This window comes from Algorimicrobium algoritergicola, from assembly GCF_008086165.1.
GTDB lineage: Bacteria > Bacteroidota > Bacteroidia > Flavobacteriales > Flavobacteriaceae > Algorimicrobium > Algorimicrobium algoritergicola.
Map to the genome: position 1 here is coordinate 189,265 of NZ_VSKL01000002.1, position 20,745 is coordinate 210,009.

The 20,745-nt window shown below is 37.5% G+C and carries 21 protein-coding genes and 1 tRNA gene; 16 read left to right on the plus strand and 6 right to left on the minus strand.

What is annotated here, in order from left to right; translation table 11 throughout:
- Nucleotides 1-7 precede the first annotated feature (7 nt).
- From ES675_RS06835 to ES675_RS06895, 14 genes are all read left to right on the plus strand, one after another.
- On the plus strand, nucleotides 8-1,264 hold the full coding sequence (locus tag ES675_RS06835) for an efflux RND transporter periplasmic adaptor subunit (protein WP_026775393.1): 1,257 nt from the start codon (nucleotides 8-10) through the stop codon (nucleotides 1,262-1,264).
- Between the two features lie 196 nt (nucleotides 1,265-1,460).
- A complete protein-coding gene (locus tag ES675_RS06840; RefSeq protein ID WP_026775392.1) occupies nucleotides 1,461-1,799 on the plus strand; it encodes a P-II family nitrogen regulator in 339 nt (112 codons plus the stop codon).
- Nucleotides 1,800-1,815: 16 nt separating this feature from the next.
- Entirely contained in the window at nucleotides 1,816-2,232 is a 417-nt protein-coding gene (locus ES675_RS06845) for a Fur family transcriptional regulator (protein WP_026775391.1), read from the plus strand.
- A gap of 50 nt (nucleotides 2,233-2,282) precedes the next feature.
- Entirely contained in the window at nucleotides 2,283-2,630 is a 348-nt protein-coding gene (locus ES675_RS06850) for a SpoIIAA family protein (protein WP_028281653.1), read from the plus strand.
- A 9-nt stretch (nucleotides 2,631-2,639) separates the two neighbouring features.
- Nucleotides 2,640-5,147, plus strand: a complete 2,508-nt coding sequence (locus tag ES675_RS06855) for a heavy metal translocating P-type ATPase (protein ID WP_044403645.1) — start codon at nucleotides 2,640-2,642, stop codon at nucleotides 5,145-5,147.
- 36 nt (nucleotides 5,148-5,183) lie between these two features.
- The gene (locus tag ES675_RS06860) at nucleotides 5,184-5,618 is read left to right on the plus strand and encodes a Fur family transcriptional regulator (RefSeq protein ID WP_026753622.1); all 435 of its coding nucleotides are present in this window, start codon (nucleotides 5,184-5,186) and stop codon (nucleotides 5,616-5,618) included.
- An 80-nt stretch (nucleotides 5,619-5,698) separates the two neighbouring features.
- Nucleotides 5,699-7,015, plus strand: a complete 1,317-nt coding sequence (locus ES675_RS06865) for an APC family permease (RefSeq protein WP_027126743.1) — start codon at nucleotides 5,699-5,701, stop codon at nucleotides 7,013-7,015.
- Nucleotides 7,016-7,024: 9 nt separating this feature from the next.
- On the plus strand, nucleotides 7,025-7,201 hold the full coding sequence (locus tag ES675_RS16405) for a hypothetical protein (RefSeq protein WP_164674149.1): 177 nt from the start codon (nucleotides 7,025-7,027) through the stop codon (nucleotides 7,199-7,201).
- A 23-nt stretch (nucleotides 7,202-7,224) separates the two neighbouring features.
- Nucleotides 7,225-7,584, plus strand: a complete 360-nt coding sequence (locus ES675_RS06870; RefSeq protein ID WP_027126742.1) for a SpoIIAA family protein — start codon at nucleotides 7,225-7,227, stop codon at nucleotides 7,582-7,584.
- 459 nt (nucleotides 7,585-8,043) lie between these two features.
- Entirely contained in the window at nucleotides 8,044-8,586 is a 543-nt protein-coding gene (locus ES675_RS06875) for a hypothetical protein (protein WP_027126741.1), read from the plus strand.
- A 33-nt stretch (nucleotides 8,587-8,619) separates the two neighbouring features.
- A complete protein-coding gene (locus ES675_RS06880) occupies nucleotides 8,620-10,578 on the plus strand; it encodes a heavy metal translocating P-type ATPase (protein WP_066249885.1) in 1,959 nt (652 codons plus the stop codon).
- A 299-nt stretch (nucleotides 10,579-10,877) separates the two neighbouring features.
- Entirely contained in the window at nucleotides 10,878-13,136 is a 2,259-nt protein-coding gene (locus ES675_RS06885) for a heavy metal translocating P-type ATPase (protein ID WP_066249887.1), read from the plus strand.
- A gap of 23 nt (nucleotides 13,137-13,159) precedes the next feature.
- A complete protein-coding gene (locus ES675_RS06890) occupies nucleotides 13,160-13,372 on the plus strand; it encodes a heavy-metal-associated domain-containing protein (protein ID WP_066249889.1) in 213 nt (70 codons plus the stop codon).
- 15 nt (nucleotides 13,373-13,387) lie between these two features.
- Nucleotides 13,388-14,161, plus strand: a complete 774-nt coding sequence (locus ES675_RS06895) for a M90 family metallopeptidase (RefSeq protein WP_066249891.1) — start codon at nucleotides 13,388-13,390, stop codon at nucleotides 14,159-14,161.
- Nucleotides 14,162-14,183: 22 nt separating this feature from the next.
- Here ES675_RS06895 and ES675_RS06900 read toward each other — a convergent pair whose 3' ends face one another.
- The 6 genes from ES675_RS06900 to ES675_RS06925 form a co-directional block, all read right to left on the minus strand.
- A complete protein-coding gene (locus tag ES675_RS06900; protein ID WP_066249897.1) occupies nucleotides 14,184-14,870 on the minus strand; it encodes a P-loop NTPase family protein in 687 nt (228 codons plus the stop codon).
- Nucleotides 14,871-14,882: 12 nt separating this feature from the next.
- Complete coding sequence (locus ES675_RS06905) at nucleotides 14,883-15,572, minus strand: hypothetical protein (RefSeq protein ID WP_317041662.1); 690 nt, start codon at nucleotides 15,570-15,572, stop codon at nucleotides 14,883-14,885.
- A 106-nt stretch (nucleotides 15,573-15,678) separates the two neighbouring features.
- Nucleotides 15,679-15,948 (minus strand): helix-turn-helix domain-containing protein, encoded by a 270-nt coding sequence (locus tag ES675_RS06910; protein WP_066249902.1) that lies wholly within the window; start codon nucleotides 15,946-15,948, stop codon nucleotides 15,679-15,681.
- A 268-nt stretch (nucleotides 15,949-16,216) separates the two neighbouring features.
- Nucleotides 16,217-17,059: an RteC domain-containing protein gene (locus ES675_RS06915; RefSeq protein ID WP_066249905.1), complete on the minus strand. Its 843-nt coding sequence runs from the start codon at nucleotides 17,057-17,059 to the stop codon at nucleotides 16,217-16,219.
- A gap of 72 nt (nucleotides 17,060-17,131) precedes the next feature.
- Nucleotides 17,132-18,376, minus strand: coding sequence for a site-specific integrase (locus ES675_RS06920; protein ID WP_066249909.1), 1,245 nt, complete (start codon nucleotides 18,374-18,376; stop codon nucleotides 17,132-17,134).
- 239 nt (nucleotides 18,377-18,615) lie between these two features.
- Nucleotides 18,616-18,700, minus strand: a tRNA-Ser gene (locus tag ES675_RS06925).
- 178 nt (nucleotides 18,701-18,878) lie between these two features.
- Between ES675_RS06925 and ES675_RS06930 the strand changes: the two genes are divergently transcribed.
- Nucleotides 18,879-19,508, plus strand: a complete 630-nt coding sequence (locus ES675_RS06930; RefSeq protein WP_066249913.1) for an NAD(P)H-dependent oxidoreductase — start codon at nucleotides 18,879-18,881, stop codon at nucleotides 19,506-19,508.
- Between the two features lie 27 nt (nucleotides 19,509-19,535).
- Nucleotides 19,536-20,729: a DegT/DnrJ/EryC1/StrS family aminotransferase gene (locus ES675_RS06935; protein ID WP_066249916.1), complete on the plus strand. Its 1,194-nt coding sequence runs from the start codon at nucleotides 19,536-19,538 to the stop codon at nucleotides 20,727-20,729.
- Nucleotides 20,730-20,745 lie beyond the last annotated feature (16 nt).

The following is a 20,745-nucleotide window of genomic DNA, read 5'->3' on the forward strand; positions in this document are numbered from 1 at the left end:
AAGAGAAATGAAGAATATACTATTAGTAAGTACCGTATTATTTACACTTATGTTTATGAGTTGTAATGATGCCCCAAAATCTGAACTTGGGCATAACGAAGCCGAAGGCGTATCAAAAACCAATGAAGCTGGAGAAGATGCACACGGCGAGGAAGGCCACAGTGAAGGAGAAGAAGAAGGTCACAGCGAGGAAGAAGGCGTTGTGGAACTCACAAAGCAACAGGCCGAAACCATAGGTTTGGAAATGAAACTTTTGGAGGAACGCAATTTAGGGAACAACATTAAGGTAACAGGAACGCTGGAACTTTTCCCACAGGACAAGGCGAACATAAGTCCTTTTGTTGGTGGAAATGTGAGTTCCATAAAAGTAATACCCGGAGATAACGTAAGCAAAGGACAGGTGTTGGCATATATAGAACACCCTGATATCATTGCAATGCAACAAGATTATCAGGAAAAAAATGATGAATTGGTCTTTTTGAAACAGGATTTTGAGCGCAAGCAGACTCTTTATGATAAAGGTGTTTCTTCTGGCAAGGAATTTCAAATGGCACAGTCAAAATTTCGTTCTACAACATCCAGCGTCAATGGTTTGCGGTCCCAATTGAGACTGTTGAGCATTAACCCGGACAAAGTGGCGGAAGGACAGATATATTCCGCTGTTCCCATTACCTCGCCTATAAGTGGGTATGTGGATGAAGTAATGATTAGCCTTGGCGATTACGTGGCACAACAATCCAAAATGTTCTCGATAAGCGACAACTCAAAAATTTATGTCAACTTCAAAGTATATGAGAAGGACATAAAGCAAATCAAGCAAGGGCAACAGATATATTTTTCCACGGCCTCTCGTCCAGATGAACTGCTTAAAGCAACCGTTCGGTCTGTTGGTAAAACCTTCAATACAGACCCAAAAGCTTTGGAAGTTCTGGCAGATATTGAAAACAAGGATAAAAACCTATTGCCGGGTATGTATGTGGAAGGGCGAATAGTGCAAGGCGAGAAAAAGGGTTTTGCCGTACCGGAAGCTGCCATTATAAAAGAAGGCGAGCAATCCTTTATTTTTATTTTGGATGAAGATGAAGAAATGGAAGCGGACAAAATGAAATTTAAAATGATACCCGTAACGGTTGGTATTACTGATTTAGGCTTTGTTGAAGTCAACCTGCCTGCCGAAGTTTCAAAGGATGCCAAAGTCGTGATAAACGGAGCTTATAACCTGTCTTCGGAAATGGTCAAGGGCGAACTGGAACACGGACATTAATTCAATAACAATCAAAGATTTTGATTCCGAGTTTGTTTATCGTCTTAATTAGTTAGTTAAAAATTAAAAAACAGGCTCGGTTCAAAATCGATTAAAAATTTAAAAATATGAAATGAGCTATAACAATGTGGATACCAACCACAATGTTGATTGGGGAATTACATATGACCATTAAAAAACAAATAAATATCAACAGATGAAAGAAATAAAAGCATTTATAAAACCAAACCGAATCCAAAGAGTCATTGAAGCACTTTCTGACAATGGATTTGAAAGTATGACCCTTTCACAAGCAGAAGGCACGGGCGCATTCAAGGCAAAAGGTGCAAGACCGTCGCTAGATTTTCACGTAACAGATAGTCCTGTGGTAAAATTGGAATTGGTCTGTCAAAATGAGGAAGCCCAAGCGGCCATTGAAACAATTATAGCCAACGCCAAAACCGACGGGCCTGGAGATGGTATTATTTATATAGCAAATATTGAAGATGCCTTTCAGATTAAAACAGGAGATTCCTTAAAACGGCACGACCTGTAAATCTCTTTTTAAACAAATGGAAAAAATAGTTCAATTTTTAGAAAGCAAAGGAATACGACCTACAGCTATGCGCCTTATGACATATAAGCGGTTGGCAGAGTTGAATGTGGCCATCAGCCTTGGCGACTTGGAAAAGGATTTTAAGGTCAGTGAAAGAAGTACCCTATTTAGGACTATGAAAGCGTTTGAAGAAAAAGGTATTGTGCATCAAATCGAGGATGGTACGGGAGTTATAAAATACGCCCTTTGCGAAGAAAATTGTGAATGCGAGGTCGGCAACGACCTTCATTTGCACTTTCATTGCAACAATTGTAATGAAACGGTCTGTTTAACAGAGCATAAAATCCCTCACATCAACTTACCTGATGGTTATATTACCGAGGATATCAACTTGGTGGTAAAGGGCATTTGCGAAAAATGCAGTGGCAATTAGGATTAAACGTTTGGTTTTTAAATTTAATTATCATTTATAAATAGTGAGTAATGATGTCAATCTATAAAAAAGAAGCTACTGTATATATGGTGGCAGAGAAAAAGCTGGATGCCAAGGATTATGAAAACTTGATACCAGTCTTAACAGAACATATAACTGCCCATCCGGAAGTTTTCTGGTACATCGAGATGGAAAATTTTGAAGGTTGGACAGCAGAGGCACATTGGAAGGGAATTGAATTAGACCTTCCGAATGAAAAGCATTTAAAGCGTGTTGCTTTGGTGGGTAGCGTTAAATGGCAGGAGCAATTTACCGAGGTATTGCTTCCTTTTTCAGAAGCTCATATAAAATTTTATAAGACCGAAGAAAAAGACGATGCCAAAGAGTGGATAAAATAAAAATAAAAAATGGAAAAACTACAACTAAAAATACCGGTCATCCTTCCGCAAGTTCCTAACGAAAAAGATTCTTGTGTTGAAAGGCTTATTCAAAAACTACAAGCTAAAGAGGGCATCGAAAAAGTGCACATTGCCGATGCAAACGGAGATGATGTGCCGCAGCTCTGTTTTCATTATGACCCAGATATCATTTCCATTGACCGCATTCAATCCCTCGCCGAAAGTACTGGTGCCGAGATTACCGAAAAATACGGGCATTTGCTCATTGAAGTTAAAGGAATCAGACACACAAGGCAGGCTCGTTCCATAGAGAAAAGCCTTTTGACAATCAATGGAGTTTTGGAAGTTTCCGTTTCAGGCTCTGGAATGGTACGACTTGAATTTGATAAAAAGCAAACGAATTTTGATGAAATAAGTAAACAAATTGAAAAAGAAGAGCTTCAGATTCAGCGGAGTTCTTCAAACGAAAATGATTACACCAAAGCATCCAAAAAACAGGAGCGTTCAAAGAAGGAAGATACTAAAGAACAAACTTCCACAGAGGGCGAGACCCACGATGAAGGAGAAGATCACGCCCACGGTGGTATTTTCGGTAAAAATACGGAGCTCATTTTTTCCATTATCTGTGGGGCACTTCTCGGAATAGGTTTCGGACTTTCCTATGTAGAATCCATCCCAGATTGGGTCAGTCTTACTTTATATATTGGTGCTTACTTTTTCGGTGGTTTCTTTACGGCCAAGGAAGCAGTACAGACCGTCGCCAAAGGCGGTTTTGAAATTGACTTCTTAATGCTTGTTGCAGCCATTGGGGCAGCCATTTTGGGAGAATGGGCAGAAGGTGCCTTGTTGCTGTTCCTGTTTAGTTTGGGTCACGCCCTTGAACATTATGCAATGGAAAAGGCCCGAAAGTCCATTGCGGCACTGGCAGATTTAGCACCAAAAACGGCATTGCTCAAAAAAGATGGCAAGACCGAAGAAGTTGGAATTGAGGAATTGAGTATTGGCGATATTATAGTGGTCAAGCCCAATAGTAAAATATCCGCAGATGGCGTCGTGGTCAATGGAAAAAGCAGCGTCAACCAGGCACCTATTACCGGGGAAAGTGTACCCGTGGACAAAATTCCCGTGGAAGATACGAGCAGGGACTATTCCGCAGATGATGATATAAATGATGAAAACCGCGTGTTCGCCGGAACTATCAACGGTAATAACACGCTGGAAATAAAGGTAATCAAAGAAGCCAAAGACTCTACGCTGTCCCGACTGGTCAAATTGGTCAACGAGGCACAGACCCAGAAATCCCCAACCCAACTGTTGACCGACAAGTTTGAAAAATACTTTGTACCATCCGTACTGATATTGGTGGGTATCCTACTCTTTGCCTTTTTGGTCATCGACGAGCCATTTAGTGCCAGCTTTTATAGGGCGATGGCGGTATTGGTCGCAGCAAGTCCCTGTGCATTGGCCATTTCAACACCAAGCGCCGTATTGAGCGGTGTGGCACGGGCAGCACGGGGCGGTGTACTTATTAAAGGTGGGCGACCTCTGGAAGACTTGGGCGAATTGACCGCCCTTGCTTTTGACAAAACAGGCACGCTTACCGAAGGAAAGCCTAAACTTACCCAAGTTGTTCCACTTGGGGATATAGAAGAAAATGAACTTATAAAAATAGCCGTAGCTGTTGAAAATTTGAGCGACCACCCTTTGGCAAAAGCCGTTGTAAGGGATGGAAAAGAACGTCTGGAAGGCACTTCAATACCCGATGCGACCGATTTGGAAGCTGTTCTTGGAAAAGGTATCAAAGCTTCTTTGGGCAAGGATAAAATCTATATTGGAAACCTTGACTTGTACGAAGACCTCGATGAAGCAAAACCACCCGAAGAAATATCGAATAAAGTAAAAGAACTTGAAGGTGGTGGAAATACCACAATGCTCATAAGAAGGAACAAAGAATATATCGGTATCATCGCCCTGATGGATACCCCACGGGAAGCGGCCAAGGAAACACTGAAAAAATTAAAGGAAATCGGCATCAAACGGATGATAATGCTAACCGGGGATAATCAAAAGGTTGCCGATGCCGTTGCTAAAGAAATTGGGTTGACCGATGCCTGGGGAAGCCTGTTGCCAGAGGAAAAGGTTGATGCCATTAAAAAATTAAAAGAACAGGAATCCAAAGTCGCAATGGTAGGCGACGGTGTGAACGATGCCCCTGCAATGGCAAACAGCACCGTAGGAATCGCAATGGGTGCTGCGGGCAGTGATGTAGCATTGGAAACAGCTGACATTGCCCTAATGGCCGATAAACTGGAAACCCTGCCCTTTGCCATAGGTTTGAGCAGGAAGGCAAAAACCATTATTAAGCAAAACCTTTGGGTAAGCCTCGGTATTGTGGCATTGCTCATACCATCGACCATTATGGGTTGGGCCAATATCGGTATTGCAGTGGTCATCCACGAAGGCTCAACGTTACTTGTGGTTTTTAATGCGTTAAGGCTTTTGGCTTATAAAAAATAAATTTAATAAAAAAGGGTTGCTTTTGAAAAGGTTAAAATGACCAAAACGGAAAAGATACTATCATATCACGGGATTCGACCTACTAAAATGAGGTCGAAGATATACAAGTTCCTAAAAAGGAAACAAAGTGCCGTGTCCTTTTCCGATTTGAAAAAGGCCTTTGTTCAAAAGAGCGAAACCAATAAAACAGCAAACAGAACGACCTTTTATCGCAATCTCAAGATTTTTGAGGATAAAGGGTTGATTCATCAGATTAATGATGGGGTCGGAGTGGCAAAATATGCGATTTCTGATGAAAACGCCAAAGGTAAATACGGTACAGATTTACATATGCACTTTCATTGTACCGATTGTAGGAAAACAATCTGTTTACCAAATAAAATATCGGAAGAGAGCTTGCCAGACGATTATGAAGTGAACGATGTGAACCTTGTATTGAAAGGAATATGTGAAAAATGCAGGAAAAAATAACAGGTGGGAGTACTTGAACCTTGAACCTTTGCGCCCAATGGTCCAGTTCAGGTTTTTTCCACCCTCTTTAACTAAAAAATATGGCAGAACTAAAAAAATCTTTGGGTACGCTTCGACTTACCTTTTATGGCGTTGGCACGATTGTGGGTGCAGGAATCTATACCGTGATTGGTGCAGCTGCTGGACAAGCGGGCACAGACCTTTGGTTGAGTTTTATTTTTGCAGCAATTGCGGCTAGTGTCTCTGCAATGTCCTATGCAGAGTTGTCCTCTACCTATCCCAATGCTGGTGCGGAATTTATTTTTGTACGCAAGGCATTTCCAAAAATTGATATTCCGTCTTTTCTCACGGGTTGGACGATTGCGTTTCATAGTTCGGCCACCATTGCAGCCGTGTTACTTGCCTTTTCGGGGTATTTCAATACGTTTTTTAATATGCCCTCTCTTCTAATAAGTTATGGCATTTTATTGGTGTTGTCATTAATTAGTATTACAGGCATCACAAAATCGTCGACAGCAAATATTATTATGGTCAGCATTCAACTTTTGGGATTGTTATTATTGATAGTATTTGGACTTTTGGAAACTGGTCCACCCAAAGCAGAATTTTTTAAAATTGAATCGATTTCTGGAACTTTGGCGGCCACAGCTACACTGTTCTTTATCTATACTGGTTTTGAACATATGGCAGCTTTGGGTTCGGAAGTTAAGAACCCAGGGAAAACAATTCCCCGTGCATTTTTAATGACTATGGTAATAACTACAATAATTTATTTATTTATTGCTTTTACGGTTTTGAATATTGCAGACCCTTCCGCTTTGGCAAACGTGGATTCGCCACTTTCTCTTGCAGCTTCCAATCTCAACAATTGGTTGCCTGTGGTATTGGCTATCGCTGCACTTTTTGCTACGGCTAATGCTGCTTTTAGTGGTATCATATCCATAAGTAGGCTGCTTTTTGGAATGGCCAGTGTCGGAGAACTTCCAAAGTTTATGACCAAAACCAATGCACAGAAAGTACCGTGGGTTACTACTATTGTAGTTATGGCAGCAGTTGCGGGATTTTTATTGTTGGGCGATATTAAGATTGTAGCAGGTATGTCTTCTTTAGGCGCTTTACTTGTTTTTGTTGCCGTAAATGTCGCACTTATCGTGCTTCGGTTTAAAGCACCAGAGCAAGAACGACCATTTAAAGTTCCTTTGGCTATAGGACGAGTGCCGATTTTACCCATTTTGGCGATACTTATAAGTCTATCATTGATAATCCAATTTAATTGGCAGGTTTATTCAGCGTTCGTAGGTGCTGTTATCGTGGGTATTGTGCTTGATTATTTTTTGGACAAAAAGTCAAAAGATGAAATAGACCCTGAAAAAGAAAAGGAACTTTTTAACCATTAAAATGAAGCTATGGACTGGATGTTTGAAGATTTTAAAACTGACCTAGATACCTTAAATCCTATTGTACGAGAAAAAGCCCTGTCCATAGCAAAAGAACTAATTGAAAAAAAAGATATTTCAGCAAAAGAAGCTTTATCAGAAGGCATCATAAGGGCGGAAGAATGGTTTTACGATTTAGAAGGATAATTATTAATTAAAAACTATATAAAATGTTACAGATAATCGAATTAAAAGAAAAAAATATTGTTGCAACAAAAGCTTCGGGCAAATTGAGAAAAGAAGATATAGAAAAAATCCATCCACTTATCCACGCCATACTGGACAAAGGAATGAAAGTCCGGTGGTATTTTGAGATGGTCAACTTTACAGGTTGGGATTTACCTGGTTTATGGGAAGACCTAAAAATGGACACAGCCCACGCCACGGACTATGAAAAAATAGCAATGGTAGGAGATAAAAAATGGCAGAATTGGATAACCCAATTTATGAAGCCTTTTACCAATGCCGATATTAAGTATTTCAATATAGACCAAAAGGAAGATGCCAAAAATTGGATTGAGAGCCAGTAAGCTTACTTCCGTAAAAGACAGACGATGAATAAAAAAAGCATTCTTATTACCATTTTAATTGGGTTTGCCATAGGTGTTTTTATCCTTCAACCTTTTGGGATAACAATTTTCACGTTTAGCAGCCAGAATTACGAAATCAATTGATGGCAATATTTAATAAATAATTTCATTGAAATTTTAAATATCAATGGGAATCAAATTTTTGAGAACACTCTGTTTGGCTTATTAGGTGCAAGTGTTGCGCTAATTTATTATTTCGGTAAACGAGAAAAGGATATAGATAACAAGTAGCGGTAAATCGTTATAGGAATGAGCGAAATTTTTTATTTAAATAAGTTAAGTGAAAACTTAATTAATAGCAGGCAGCTTTTATGATGCTTTTTAAAGCAAAATGATTAATAGTATTAAAAGCAAAAGTAGAAGCTGCTTTTTTAAATTATACAAGTAAAGATGCGCATTATGAATATTAAACATTGTTTTTTAATAATCTTGTTGGTTAGTTATTATAAGGTAAATGCCCAAAAAGTTTATACAACTGAAGAAGGTCATATTATGATGATGACTTTGGTTGATGATAAACCCATCAAGGCAGAAAGCCATAAATTGGCACTATATCTTGATTATGATTCCAAAGTGGTCAATGGTGTACTCGACCTTAAGACTTTATCAACATATAGTCCTAAAATCAATGCCCTTTTAGAACAGCGGGAAGACCCTTTAATACTTCGGTTTACTGGCACTATTCCATCACAGGATTTTTTATCAAAACGGCACGACCCTATCAACTTTAATTGGCTGATAGATGTTACTTATCAAGGGAAATCCTTTAAATCACAATTTAAAGCAACCATTACCCATATAGAACAAGGAGTAAGTATGTCCTGCCTGATAAGTGCAACCGGACAATTATTGGTTTCAAATACTGGTTTGGATTCCTTAATAGAGGGTATCGATGATACCATAGAGGTGCAGTTTGCCCAATTGGTGTTGAGATTGGAATGACTGTGAATTTAAATAAAATTATAATTGATATAAATGAAAAAAAAGAAACTGAATTTAAGAGATTTAAATAAAACTTCATCCGATAATCACAAGCGCAATGATGGCCACAACCATAGCAGTCCGGAAAGTATAGGGAAATTTAAAATTTATGTACCAGCAATTTTCAGCTTTGTAATGCTGATTATTGGTATTGCGATGGATTATTTTGACGTAGCATTTTTTAAAGATTGGATACGTATCGTCTGGTATGCAGTCGCATACCTTCCAGTAGGTTTTCCTGTAATAAAGGAAGGTTGGAAAAGCATCAAAAATGGCGATTTTTTTACCGAGTTTTTATTGATGTCCATCGCAACCATAGGTGCATTCGCCATTGGCGAATATCCCGAAGGTGTGGCAGTAATGTTATTTTATGCGGTAGGCGAATTGTTCCAAAGTGCCGCCGTTAAAAAAGCCAAGGGAAGCATCAAGGCATTATTGGATGTACGACCTAATGAAGCCTTGGTCTATAGGAACAACAATTATGTGTCTGTAAATCCCGAAATTGTTCAAATTGGCGAAAAAGTACAAGTTCGTGTAGGCGAAAAAATCCCTTTGGATGGTGTTTTATTGTCCGAAAAAGGCTCATTCAATACAGCAGCCTTAACAGGCGAAAGCAAACCTGATACCATTGCAAAAGGAGAAAAAGTTTTTGCAGGAAGCATCAATTTGGATGGCGTTATTGAAATCGAGACTACCAAAGAATTTAAGGATAGTTCCATTGCAAGAATTCTTGATATGGTGCAAAACGCCACAGCACGGAAATCAAAAACCGAATTGTTCATTAGAAAGTTCGCAAGAATCTATACACCAATCGTTGTCTTTCTCGCGATTGGATTAACGTTTATACCCTACTTTTTTGTGGACGATTATGTCTTTAGCGATTGGTTGTACAGAGCATTGATTTTCTTGGTTATTTCCTGTCCGTGTGCTTTGGTTATCTCTATTCCGTTGGGCTATTTTGGTGGATTGGGAGCAGCTTCAAAAAACGGGATTTTGTTCAAAGGCGCATCTTATTTGGATGAAATGACAAAGGTTAATACCGTTGTTATGGACAAAACAGGAACCGTGACCAAAGGTGTTTTTAAAATCAAAGAAATAAAAGCCATTGGTTGGAAAGAACCTGAATTTATGAAATACCTAATGGCGATGGAAGAACAATCCACTCATCCCATTGCCAAGGCAATTATGGAATATAAAGCCGATGGCGAAGATTTTCAAGCTACCAAAGTAACTGAAATAGCAGGAAAAGGCTTAAAAGGAACAGTAAACGGCAAAACCGTATTGGTTGGGAATAAAGCATTGATGATTTCAAACAATATCGAAGTTCTATCTGAAACCGACAGCATTGTAGAATCTATCGTGATGGTTTCCATTGAAGGCAAATTTGCAGGCTATGTAATCATTGCAGATGAGTTAAAGGATGATGCACACGAAGCCATTAAACAAATTCGGGAATCTGGTATTTCAAAAATCATAATGCTTTCGGGCGATAAGGATTCCATTACGCAACAAGTCGCAAAAGAAATGGGCATTGATACCGCAAAAGGCGGATTGTTGCCAGAAGATAAATTGAACGAAGTCGAAAAGCTGATGTCCGAAAATGACGGAAGAGTAGCCTTTATTGGAGACGGTATAAACGATGCACCAGTATTGGCAGCAAGTGATGTAGGTATTGCAATGGGTGGTTTAGGTAGCGATGTCGCCATTGAGACCGCAGATGTTATAATACAAACAGACCAACCGAGCAAAATTGCAAAAGCTATTAAAATAGGTCGTTCAACCAGAAGTATTGTATATCAAAATATTGCGCTTGCTTTTGGAGTAAAAGCTGTGGTACTTGTTTTGGGTGCTGGCGGTCTGGCGACAATGTGGGAAGCTGTATTTGCGGATGTGGGAGTGGCTTTGTTGGCTATTTTAAACGCTGTGCGATTGCAGAAGATGAAATGGAAATAATCAAAAACGATGTATCAAAAACAGAGAAATAAAAGAAATAAGAAGGTAAGTAAATTATCAAATAACAATACCACAAAAAAAGATAAAATAATTTGGATTAGTATTGTAATCATTGTTATCGTGTTAATCTGCTTTGTACTGTTCTTAAAATTCCTAAAGTACTTTATCTATATTTAGATGCAATGCTTTTGCAATAAATGAAACGAATTCAGCAAATTCTACAAATCATTCAGCATATAACGTAACACATTAAAGTCCTTTAATCCTGAAATTTGTACTGTACAAATAAGAATGCGATTATGGAAACTATCAACATATTTGAAACCAAAGAAAAGAACCATAAACAGGGAATAAAAGAATCATTCCCAGTTACAGGTATGACCTGCGCATCTTGCGCAGCAAGCGTTGAATCCGTTTTAAAACACACAGATGGCGTAATTGATGCAAGCGTAAACTTTGCGAACAGTTCTGTTCTTGTAGAATACGACAAAGAGTTGAGTCCTAATCAACTTCAAAATGCACTTCGCGATGTTGGTTATGACATTATCATTGATGCGGAGAATCCTTCAGAAGTACAACAAGAACTACAGCAAAAAAATTATCAAGACATAAAAAACCGTACTATCTGGTCGGCCATACTTACCCTTCCCATTTTTGTATTAGGAATGTTTTTTATGCAATGGGAACCAGGTAAGTGGATTTCTTTGGTGTTGACTTTTCCAATTCTTTTTTGGTTCGGTCGTAGTTTTTTTATCAATGCTTTCAAGCAAGCCAAACACGGTAAGGCGAATATGGATACCTTGGTAGCTTTGAGCACAGGAATAGCTTTTCTGTTTAGTGTGTTCAACACTTTTTTTCCTGAATTTTGGTTGAGTCGTGGTATTGAGCCTCACGTGTATTACGAGGCAGCAACTGTAATTATAACCTTTATTTCCTTGGGGAAACTATTGGAGGAAAAGGCAAAGACAAATACATCTTCAGCCATTAAAAAGCTGATGGGATTACAGCCTAAAACGCTGAAAATTATTGAGAATGGTGAAGAAAAGGAAATTCCTATTTCGTCTGTGCAAGTAGGTCAGACCATTTTAGTGCGTCCGGGAGAAAAGATTCCTGTGGATGGAGAAGTATCTAAAGGAAGCTCGTATGTAGATGAAAGTATGATTACGGGAGAACCTGTTCCTGTTGAAAAAATAAAGGATGAAAAGGTATTTGCAGGCACGGTAAATCAAAAAGGGAGTTTTCAATTTACTGCCGAAAAAGTAGGTGGAGAAACCTTATTGTCCCAAATCATTAAAATGGTTCAGGAAGCCCAAGGAAGCAAAGCACCTGTTCAGAAACTGGTTGATAAGATTGCGGGCATATTTGTACCCGTAGTAATGGGAATTTCCATCGTCACCTTTATAGTATGGATGTCAGTTGGAGGCGATAATGGTTTTTCGCAAGCCTTATTGACTTCTGTAGCAGTGTTGGTTATTGCTTGTCCCTGTGCTTTAGGATTAGCAACCCCTACAGCTATTATGGTGGGTATCGGTAAAGGAGCAGAAAACAATATTCTTATAAAAGATGCCGAAAGTTTGGAACTCGGTTATAAAGTGAATGCAGTCATTCTTGATAAAACGGGTACGATTACAGAAGGAAAACCATTAGTAACTGATATGCTTTGGAAGGATAAACTTGAAAATAGCAATGAATACAAAAAAATTCTTTTGGCTATCGAAGCACAATCAGAACATCCCTTGGCAGGGGCTGTAGTCAACCACTTAAAGGATGAAAATATTGAAAAAGCTGAAATTACTTCCTTCGAAAGCATTACAGGAAAAGGCGTAAAAGCGCAATCAGAGAATGGTTCAAAATACTATGTTGGAAATCATAAGCTAATGGTTGAAAAGAATATTCAAATCGACGCTTCCCTAATGCAAACGGCAGAAAGTCTCGAAGAGCAGGCTAAAACGGTCATTTTCTTTGGCAATGAAAAACAAGTGCTGGCGATACTCGCCATTGCTGACAAGATTAAGGAAACTTCAAAAAAAGCCATAGCAACGCTTCAAGAAAGAGGCATTGAGGTCTATATGCTTACTGGAGATAACAATAAAACCGCATCTGCTGTCGCAAAACAAGTAGGAATAACAAATTACCAAGGAGAAGTGATGCCTTCGGAGAAAGCGGCTTTTGTTGAAAAACTACAAGCAGAAGGAAAGATAGTAGCGATGATTGGTGATGGCATAAACGATTCCCACGCTTTGGCGCAGGCCAATGTAAGTATTGCAATGGGTAAAGGTTCGGACATAGCAATAGACGTCGCAAAAATGACTTTGATAACGTCAGATTTGCAATCCATTCCAAAAGCATTGGAACTATCAAAAAGAACGGTGTTGGGTATCCGTCAGAATCTATTTTGGGCATTCATTTATAATCTCATTGGTATTCCTATTGCAGCAGGCGTTTTGTATCCCGTAAATGGATTTTTATTGGACCCAATGATTGCTGGAATGGCGATGGCTTTCAGTAGCGTATCTGTTGTCTTAAATAGCTTAAGACTTAAACGAGTAAAACTTTAATATTAATTATAAATTCAAATAAGATGAAAACTTTAAAATTTAAAACAAATATCAATTGTGGTGGTTGTGTATCAAAAGTAACCCCTTTTTTAAACAAACAAGAAGGTATAGAAAGTTGGGAAGTGGATACCGCTAATCCTGATAAAATCCTAACCATTGAAAGTGATGGTGCAACCGAAGAAGATGTAAAGGCTACCTTGCAAAAAGTTGGCTTTAAAGCTGAATCTGTAGATTAATACTTTCCTTTTAATATGGCTTATATTTTAATTTCAGTTGTGGTTATTCTCTTTGCTGTTCATTTTTACAGAAAAACGAAACGCCATAGTGTAAAGTCATTTCCAGAGCATTGGCACAGATTATTAATGGATAATGTTCTGTTTTATAGAAATCTCTCTAAAAATAAGCAGCTTATTTTTCAACAAAAAATGATGCAATTTTTAAGTGAGGTTTATATAGATGGTGTGCAGTTTGAATTGGAAGAATTGGACAAGATTTTAATTGCGGCAAGCGCAGTAATCCCTGTTTTTGGTTTTAAAGAATGGCATTACACCAACTTAAGCGGTATCCTTTTATATCCAGATTATTTTAATGAGGATATGCAATTTAGTAGTAAGGATAACTCAAGAAATATTGGTGGAATAGTTGGGAATGGACGATTTGAGAAACAAATGATTTTATCTAAAAAAGCATTATATCACGGTTTTAAAAACACAACCGATAAAAGTAATACAGGCATACACGAATTTGTGCATCTTATTGATAAGCTCGATGATAGTACAGATGGAGTTCCAGAGCGATTATTAGAACATCAATATGCATTACCTTGGTTGAATTTAATTCATAAGGAAATGGAAGCCATAAATGACAATCATTCTGATATCCGGAAATATGGAGGTACAAACCAGGCTGAATTTTTTGCAGTAGCTTCAGAATATTTCTTTGAGCGTCCAGACTTGCTTAAAAAGAAACATCCAGAACTATATAAAATGTTGGTAACCTGTTTTAAACAGAATCCAATAATATAACTTAATTCAGCCATTTTATAAATTATACCCTTTTATCTCTGCTAATTTTATCAAAAGCCAATAGATTAAACATGGTTCGCATTCTTGAACGTACACGGTTGCCATAGCGTTCTTCTATTTCTATGGCGTTGAGGTTTGTGGTAGCGTGGGTTTTGAAATGGATTTTAGGATTATGAGCTTCTTGCTTTTTAAGTGATTGATCGTACCTGGATAAAAGAATTTCACCCATGACATTGCAGTCTTTGCCATAGTGTCTGCCGGTGGGTTCCACGCCAAGGTCGTCAAAACAGTAAAAGTCTTCATTGCCGTAATCTTCGATGGTTTTATAGCCTAAATGATTGAAGCTAAAAACGGCATTACGACAGGGTATTATTTTATATGCTCTGCGGTGTGGTGTGAGGTGCCGTAAGAGTTTCATTAAACTTGTTTTACCGCAACCGACGGGACCAGATAACAGAATCCCTTTTGTTGGGTTGATATCCAGTTTGGCGCAGTAGTCGAAATCTTGAATGGTGTAAATGCAAAGCTTGAAAATAATGGCGTGGTCTTCTTCATGAATTTTGAAGTTTTGGCTAAAAAGAAGCTTGCCTTTAGCTTCTAGATAGATTAAAATTTTTTGGAAATCGTAATGGATGCAATTTTTATCCATTTTGCCTAGATGGTAATCGATGCCGCCCTCGGTTATGATGTGTGGTTTAAACTGTTTCATATTGCGGGATTTTTAAAGTGGCTGATTGTAATTTTTATTTTTTGTGGTGTGGAGATTCCCGCCTTCGCGTGAATGTGGGTTGTCCTTGTTTTGGGACAGTTGCTTATTATTTTTAATTTCTTCGGCTTTTAACATCCAGTTATGAGCTGTAGCTTGCCAATTGACAATTTTGGTTTTACCGCCCACTTTCCATCCGATGCCCTGGTAATAATTAAAGAATTTTTGTGCTTCTATTGTTGGCCATTTTTGTGTTTTAAAAAAGTCGATTACAATTTTTTGATTTTTTGGCTGTGCTAGTTTATAAAGTTTTTTATTGTTTTCTATTTGTTTATTATGTTTATATAAAGGTACCAGTGCTTGTCCCTGATTTGGGACGGTTAAGTCCACTGCTTGTCCAGAGGTTGTACCAAATATGAGCATGTTAATTTTTGAACCTTTAAATGGGTTATGAGATGGGTGATAAATTAAATACTTATAGTGATTTAATTCCTTTACGCATCTGTGATAGGTGGATTTAGAGCCTATTTTGGATAGATTCATTACTTCTTCCCGATTGACATGGAACTGTTCTGGAAACCGGTTGTGATTCCATAGTTGGAAAAATGCCATATACAAACTGACATGGGTTGGATTTAACCTGTTGTCTTTAGAGAACTGTTGAAACACTGCGTTTAGATGTTTTATGTAGTTAATTGATGGCATGTTGATTTAATCTTAAATTTTATGCATTCCATAATGCGGCTTAAAGCCAGTTTAATGGTTGTTGGTATAAACTAAATAGATGTCGCGGCAATCACGGGATTTGTGATTAAACGTGATGCATGCGGTTATCTTCGAGAACCTTGTTAATGTCTTCTTGGTCATAATAAATAATACCTCCTAATTTTGTGTAAGGGATGGTACCATTGACACGGAGGTTTTGAAGCGTTCCTGGGCTTACTTGTAGAAGCTTCATGACTTCTGTTGACCTTAAGTACTTCTTTGAAGGTTGGGCATTGGAAAGAAGAGATTTCATCTCGTCGAATAATTCCATTTTAAATTGATAGAGATCGTCGGTGGTAAGGATTGTTGTTGGCATAATGATGTTATTTAATTAGTGCTTGTCTTTATGTTAACCAGGGTTCTTTAATAAAGCCATCATCATGAGCTTTCGCTTTAGATGATGGCTGCTATTAATCTGGCCATCGTAAAACAAATTTGGAGTAATTTGTTGATATTTCTTCGTTAGTACCGAACGTATACCGAAAGAATTTAACGTTTTATTAACATAGGTGAGAAGGAATCGGAGCGGGTATGTTAAACGCATAGTTATAACGTGAAAATGAAAGTTAATGAGGGGTTTGTGCTTAATTATTGTCTTCGTCCATTTTCTTTATTAGTGATAACCGCAAGGAATCTAAAAACTTTGTACGGGCTCCTTCACGTGCTTTAATCTCTCCGTAAGTTTTGTAGAAATTCCCTAGCTTAATGTTAAAAAGTGATTCACAGATTTCGGCTAGAACTTTTAAATCTATATTACCATTTTGAACGGCACCCGTGGCATTAATGGCATACATTAATTCTACTAAATCTGTTTTGGAAGCTGTCCACGAAAAGGTTTGAGTTAATAACGGAGGTGTATGTCTAGAAGATATTCTTTTTTGAGATTTTAATTTTATAAGTTCGTTTTTGTAATAAGTTACTAGTAAGTCGTAAGCCATAATTTTCGCCACTTTATCATCATGACTTGTTGAGAATTCAGGGTCGATAAAATGATTTATGTTATTTGTTATGTCAATACTATTTAAACCCCTAACAAAATATATATGATCGTACCTTGTAGATTTATGTCTGTAGTATTTTACGAATTCTAACTCACTTGATTTATGTGCTTCGAACTTATCTAAAATGAGATGAATGTATTTTCGCTGTCTGGAGATACTTACCTTGGGGCGATTCATTAAATAGGTGTGAACATGAGAGAAGTACTTTAAATGGCCACTGACAATAGGTTTTAGGTTTTTAAAGAAGCTTATTTCATCTGATTCAGAAATGAACCCCCTTTGTCTAACGGATAATCTTAATAGCTGAAGATATTCGCTGCTTAAGTTAATGAGGAGCCTTAAATTAGCTATTTCATTTAGGTTGTCTTGATGGAAATTGATGATTTTTATTTGATATTCATCAACAAGGGTGTTAATCTTATCCATAAATGATGCGATTTGGGTTGGGAATATAAATATACCAAATTTAATGTAAATGGATAAAAGTGAGTGTTTTACCTAGTTTTTTGCTTCCTTAACCCTTGCTTCTTCTTTACTTAAAATTGATTTTAAGACGCTCATGTCGGCACTTACTTTTCTATCTAAAATTTTGGCGTAGTGTTGCGTTGTTTTGAGTGATTTATGCCCAAGCATTTTACTAACAGATTCAATAGGAACTCCATTTGTTAAGGTTACGGTTGTAGCAAAGGTGTGCCTGGCTAAATGGTAGGTTAGGTTTTTGTTGATTGCACAACTGTCTGCAATCGTTTTTAAATACGAGTTCATTTTTTGATTGCTTAATATAGGAAGTAACTTATGGGTGTTTATAACTTGTGGGTGTTCTTCATACTTTCTGACAATATCGGCCGGTATTGGTAATAAAGGAATATTACTTCGCGTATGCGTCTTTGCTCTTTTCGTTTTAATCCAATGCTCTCCATCAATACCTATTACTATATCATTTTTCGAGAGTTGTTTGACATCAATATAAGCAAGTCCTGTGAAGCAGCTAAAGATAAATATGTCTTTCACTAATTCCAATCTAGGGATTTCGAATTCTTTGTCTATAACGGTTTGAAGCTCTTCTTTCGACAGGAATTCACGATCGATGGTTTTTAATTTTGCTTTCCAATGTAGGAAAGGGTCTTTGGTTATCCAATCGTTAGCGTAGGCAATTCGGATAATTTTCTTGAAATTGGTGATGTATTTGATTGCTGTGTTATGACTGCATTTTCGTACGGTTTTTAAATAGTACTCTAAACCGGTAATGAACTTATGGTCTACATTTTTTATTGGAATATCATCAACCATGTATTCTTTTTGGATATACTCTTGTACATGTTTTTTGGTGGTGCGATAGCGTTCGGCAGTGCCAGGAGCAAAGTCTTTACCTATTAAGCTGTTTACTTCGTCATTATGGGCCTGGAATATTACTAAGAGCATTTTAGTAACCTGGTCCTTTCCAGTATAACGATTCTTAATAGCCATTGCTGTGAATGGTTTATTAATATCTAAAAGGCGTTCATGGATTTTGTTTAGTTTGTACCTAACGTCATCTATGTACTTATTGATTGCTTTGGATTCTGCAGAAGTACCTATAACTTTACCGTTGGAACTATCCCATTTTTCCAATAATACTTTACGTTGAATAGTGGTTTGAGCTCTTTTTCCATTTACTGTGATTCGACAGTATATAGGAGCTTTACCGTCAGGAGTAACTCTATTTTTTTGAAGAAAGAATAATATGGAAAAGGTATTGTACATCGGTTCACTCTATAAATGCCTTATAAAAATACAAAATTAATAACGTATTTCCTATTGTAAACCATTGTAATTAGGGGTGTTTGGTGAAATTCGGTTCACTGTTTAAGATTATTTGATAGTGAACCGAATGGTGCACCTATAGGATGTTATTAGATGGTCTATTTTGATATTTCGGGAAAAGTAAAAACCCTATAGACATAGTGTTTATAGGGTTTTGGTGGAATTTGTGCTATTCCTAGCGGAGAAAGAGGGATTCGAACCCCCGGAGGTGTGACCCTCAACAGTTTTCAAGACTGCCGCATTCGACCGCTCTGCCATTTCTCCTTGAGCGCCGTATCAGGTATACCCTGATTGCGGGTGCAAATATAGAACCCTTTTTTCATTCTTTCAAAGAAAAAAACTGAAAATTTCAAAACATTTTCAAAAATCTTGCTAATAAATTTATTTTCTGTTAGTTGTTGACAACCACTTACCTTATTTTTGCAAAAACAATGAAGTAATTATGAGCATTATTGAGCATTTACATTGGCGTTACGCCACAAAAGCGTTTGATATTAATAAAAAAGTAACATCGGAAAAATTAGAGGTTATTAAACAAGCTTTTAATTTAACGGCTACTTCCTATGGGTTACAACCTATAAAATTAGTCATTGTTAACAATAACCAGTTGCAGAAAGACTTGGTTTCAGTAGGAATGAATCAGAAAAATTTAGAGCAAGCATCGCATGTTTTAATACTTTGTATTCAAACCGAAATTGATGAAGATTTTGTGACTGAATATTTTAATCGAGTTCATAACATTCGGGAAACGCCAAAAGCCATATTACAACCATTTCAAGATTTCTTAATATCAGATTTTGAAAAGAAGCCGCAAGAACAAATAGAGACATGGGCAACAAATCAAACGTACTTGGCTATGGGAAACCTTTTAACTGTCTGTGCTATGGAAGGGATTGATGCCTGTCCTATGGAAGGTTTTGATCCCAAGGCCTGTGATGATTTATTGGGTTTAGGTAAAATAGGTTTGAAGTCGGTTTTATTATTACCGATAGGGTATCGTGCGGAAAATGATATGTTTGCCGATTTTAAAAAAGTCCGCAAACCCATTGCGGATAGTATTATAGAATTGTAGTTTTAGAACATCAAAAAAATATTTATTATGCCAGGATTTGAATTATTTGGAAGTGCAGAACGTAAAGAAGTACATGACGTTTTAGACAGTGGTGTTTTAATGCGCTACGGTTTTGATGGCATGCGAAATGGACATTGGAAAGCCAAAGAGTTGGAGGCAGAACTTCAAGAAAAATTGCAAGTCAAACATGCCCAATTGGTATCTAGTGGTACAGCTGCTGTTTCTGTTGCCATGGCAATTACGGGTGTTGGAGCTGGAGATGAAGTTATTATGCCAACTTTTACATTCGTAGCTAGTTTTGAGGCCATTATGATGTTAGGTGCCATTCCGGTTTTAGTGGATATAGATGATACCTTAACGCTAGACCCAAAAGCTGTTGAAGCTGCTATAACGCCAAAAACAAAGGCTATTATGCCTGTCCACATGTGTGGTAGTATGGCTGATTTGAATGCGCTGCAAGCAATTTGTAAAAAGCATAATTTATTATTGATAGAGGATGCTTGTCAAGCCATTGGAGGTTCGTACAACGGAAAACCATTGGGAAGTATTGGTGATGTAGGGTGTTTTTCATTCGATTTTGTAAAAACAATTACTTGTGGTGAAGGTGGTGCCGTAATTACTAATGATGAAACCTATTTTAAACACGCGGATCATTATACAGATCATGGTCACGATCATGAAGGTATGGATCGAGGTGCAGAAACGCATCCATTTTTAGGTTATAATTTTAGAATTTCAGAGTTACAGGCTGCTGTAGGATTGGCTCAAGCGAGGCGTTTACATGATTTTGTAGCCATTCAGAAAAAACATTATACCATTTTACGTGATGTATTATCAGCAATTCCAGAAGTTACTTTTAGAACCGTTCCTGAAGGTGGTGAAGAAAGCTATGGCTTTTTAAATTTCTTTTTACCAGACTTGGAGTCGGCAAGAAAAACATCCAAAGCATTCAAAGAATCAGGAGTTGATGCTTGTTTTCACTACTTTGATAACAATTGGCATTACATCAGGAAATGGGATCATTTAAAAGATTTAAAATCTTTATATCCTATTTCTGCTGAAGTTAAAGAAGGTTTGAAATATCTTCAAACAAAAACTTTTGAGCAGTCAGATCATTATATTGCGAGAAATATATCGTGTCTGATTAAGTTATCGTGGACAGAAGAACAAGTTCTAGAACGTGCTGAAAAAATGAAAAAAGCCATTTTGGAAGCCTTGTAAACATCGCGGAAAGAAC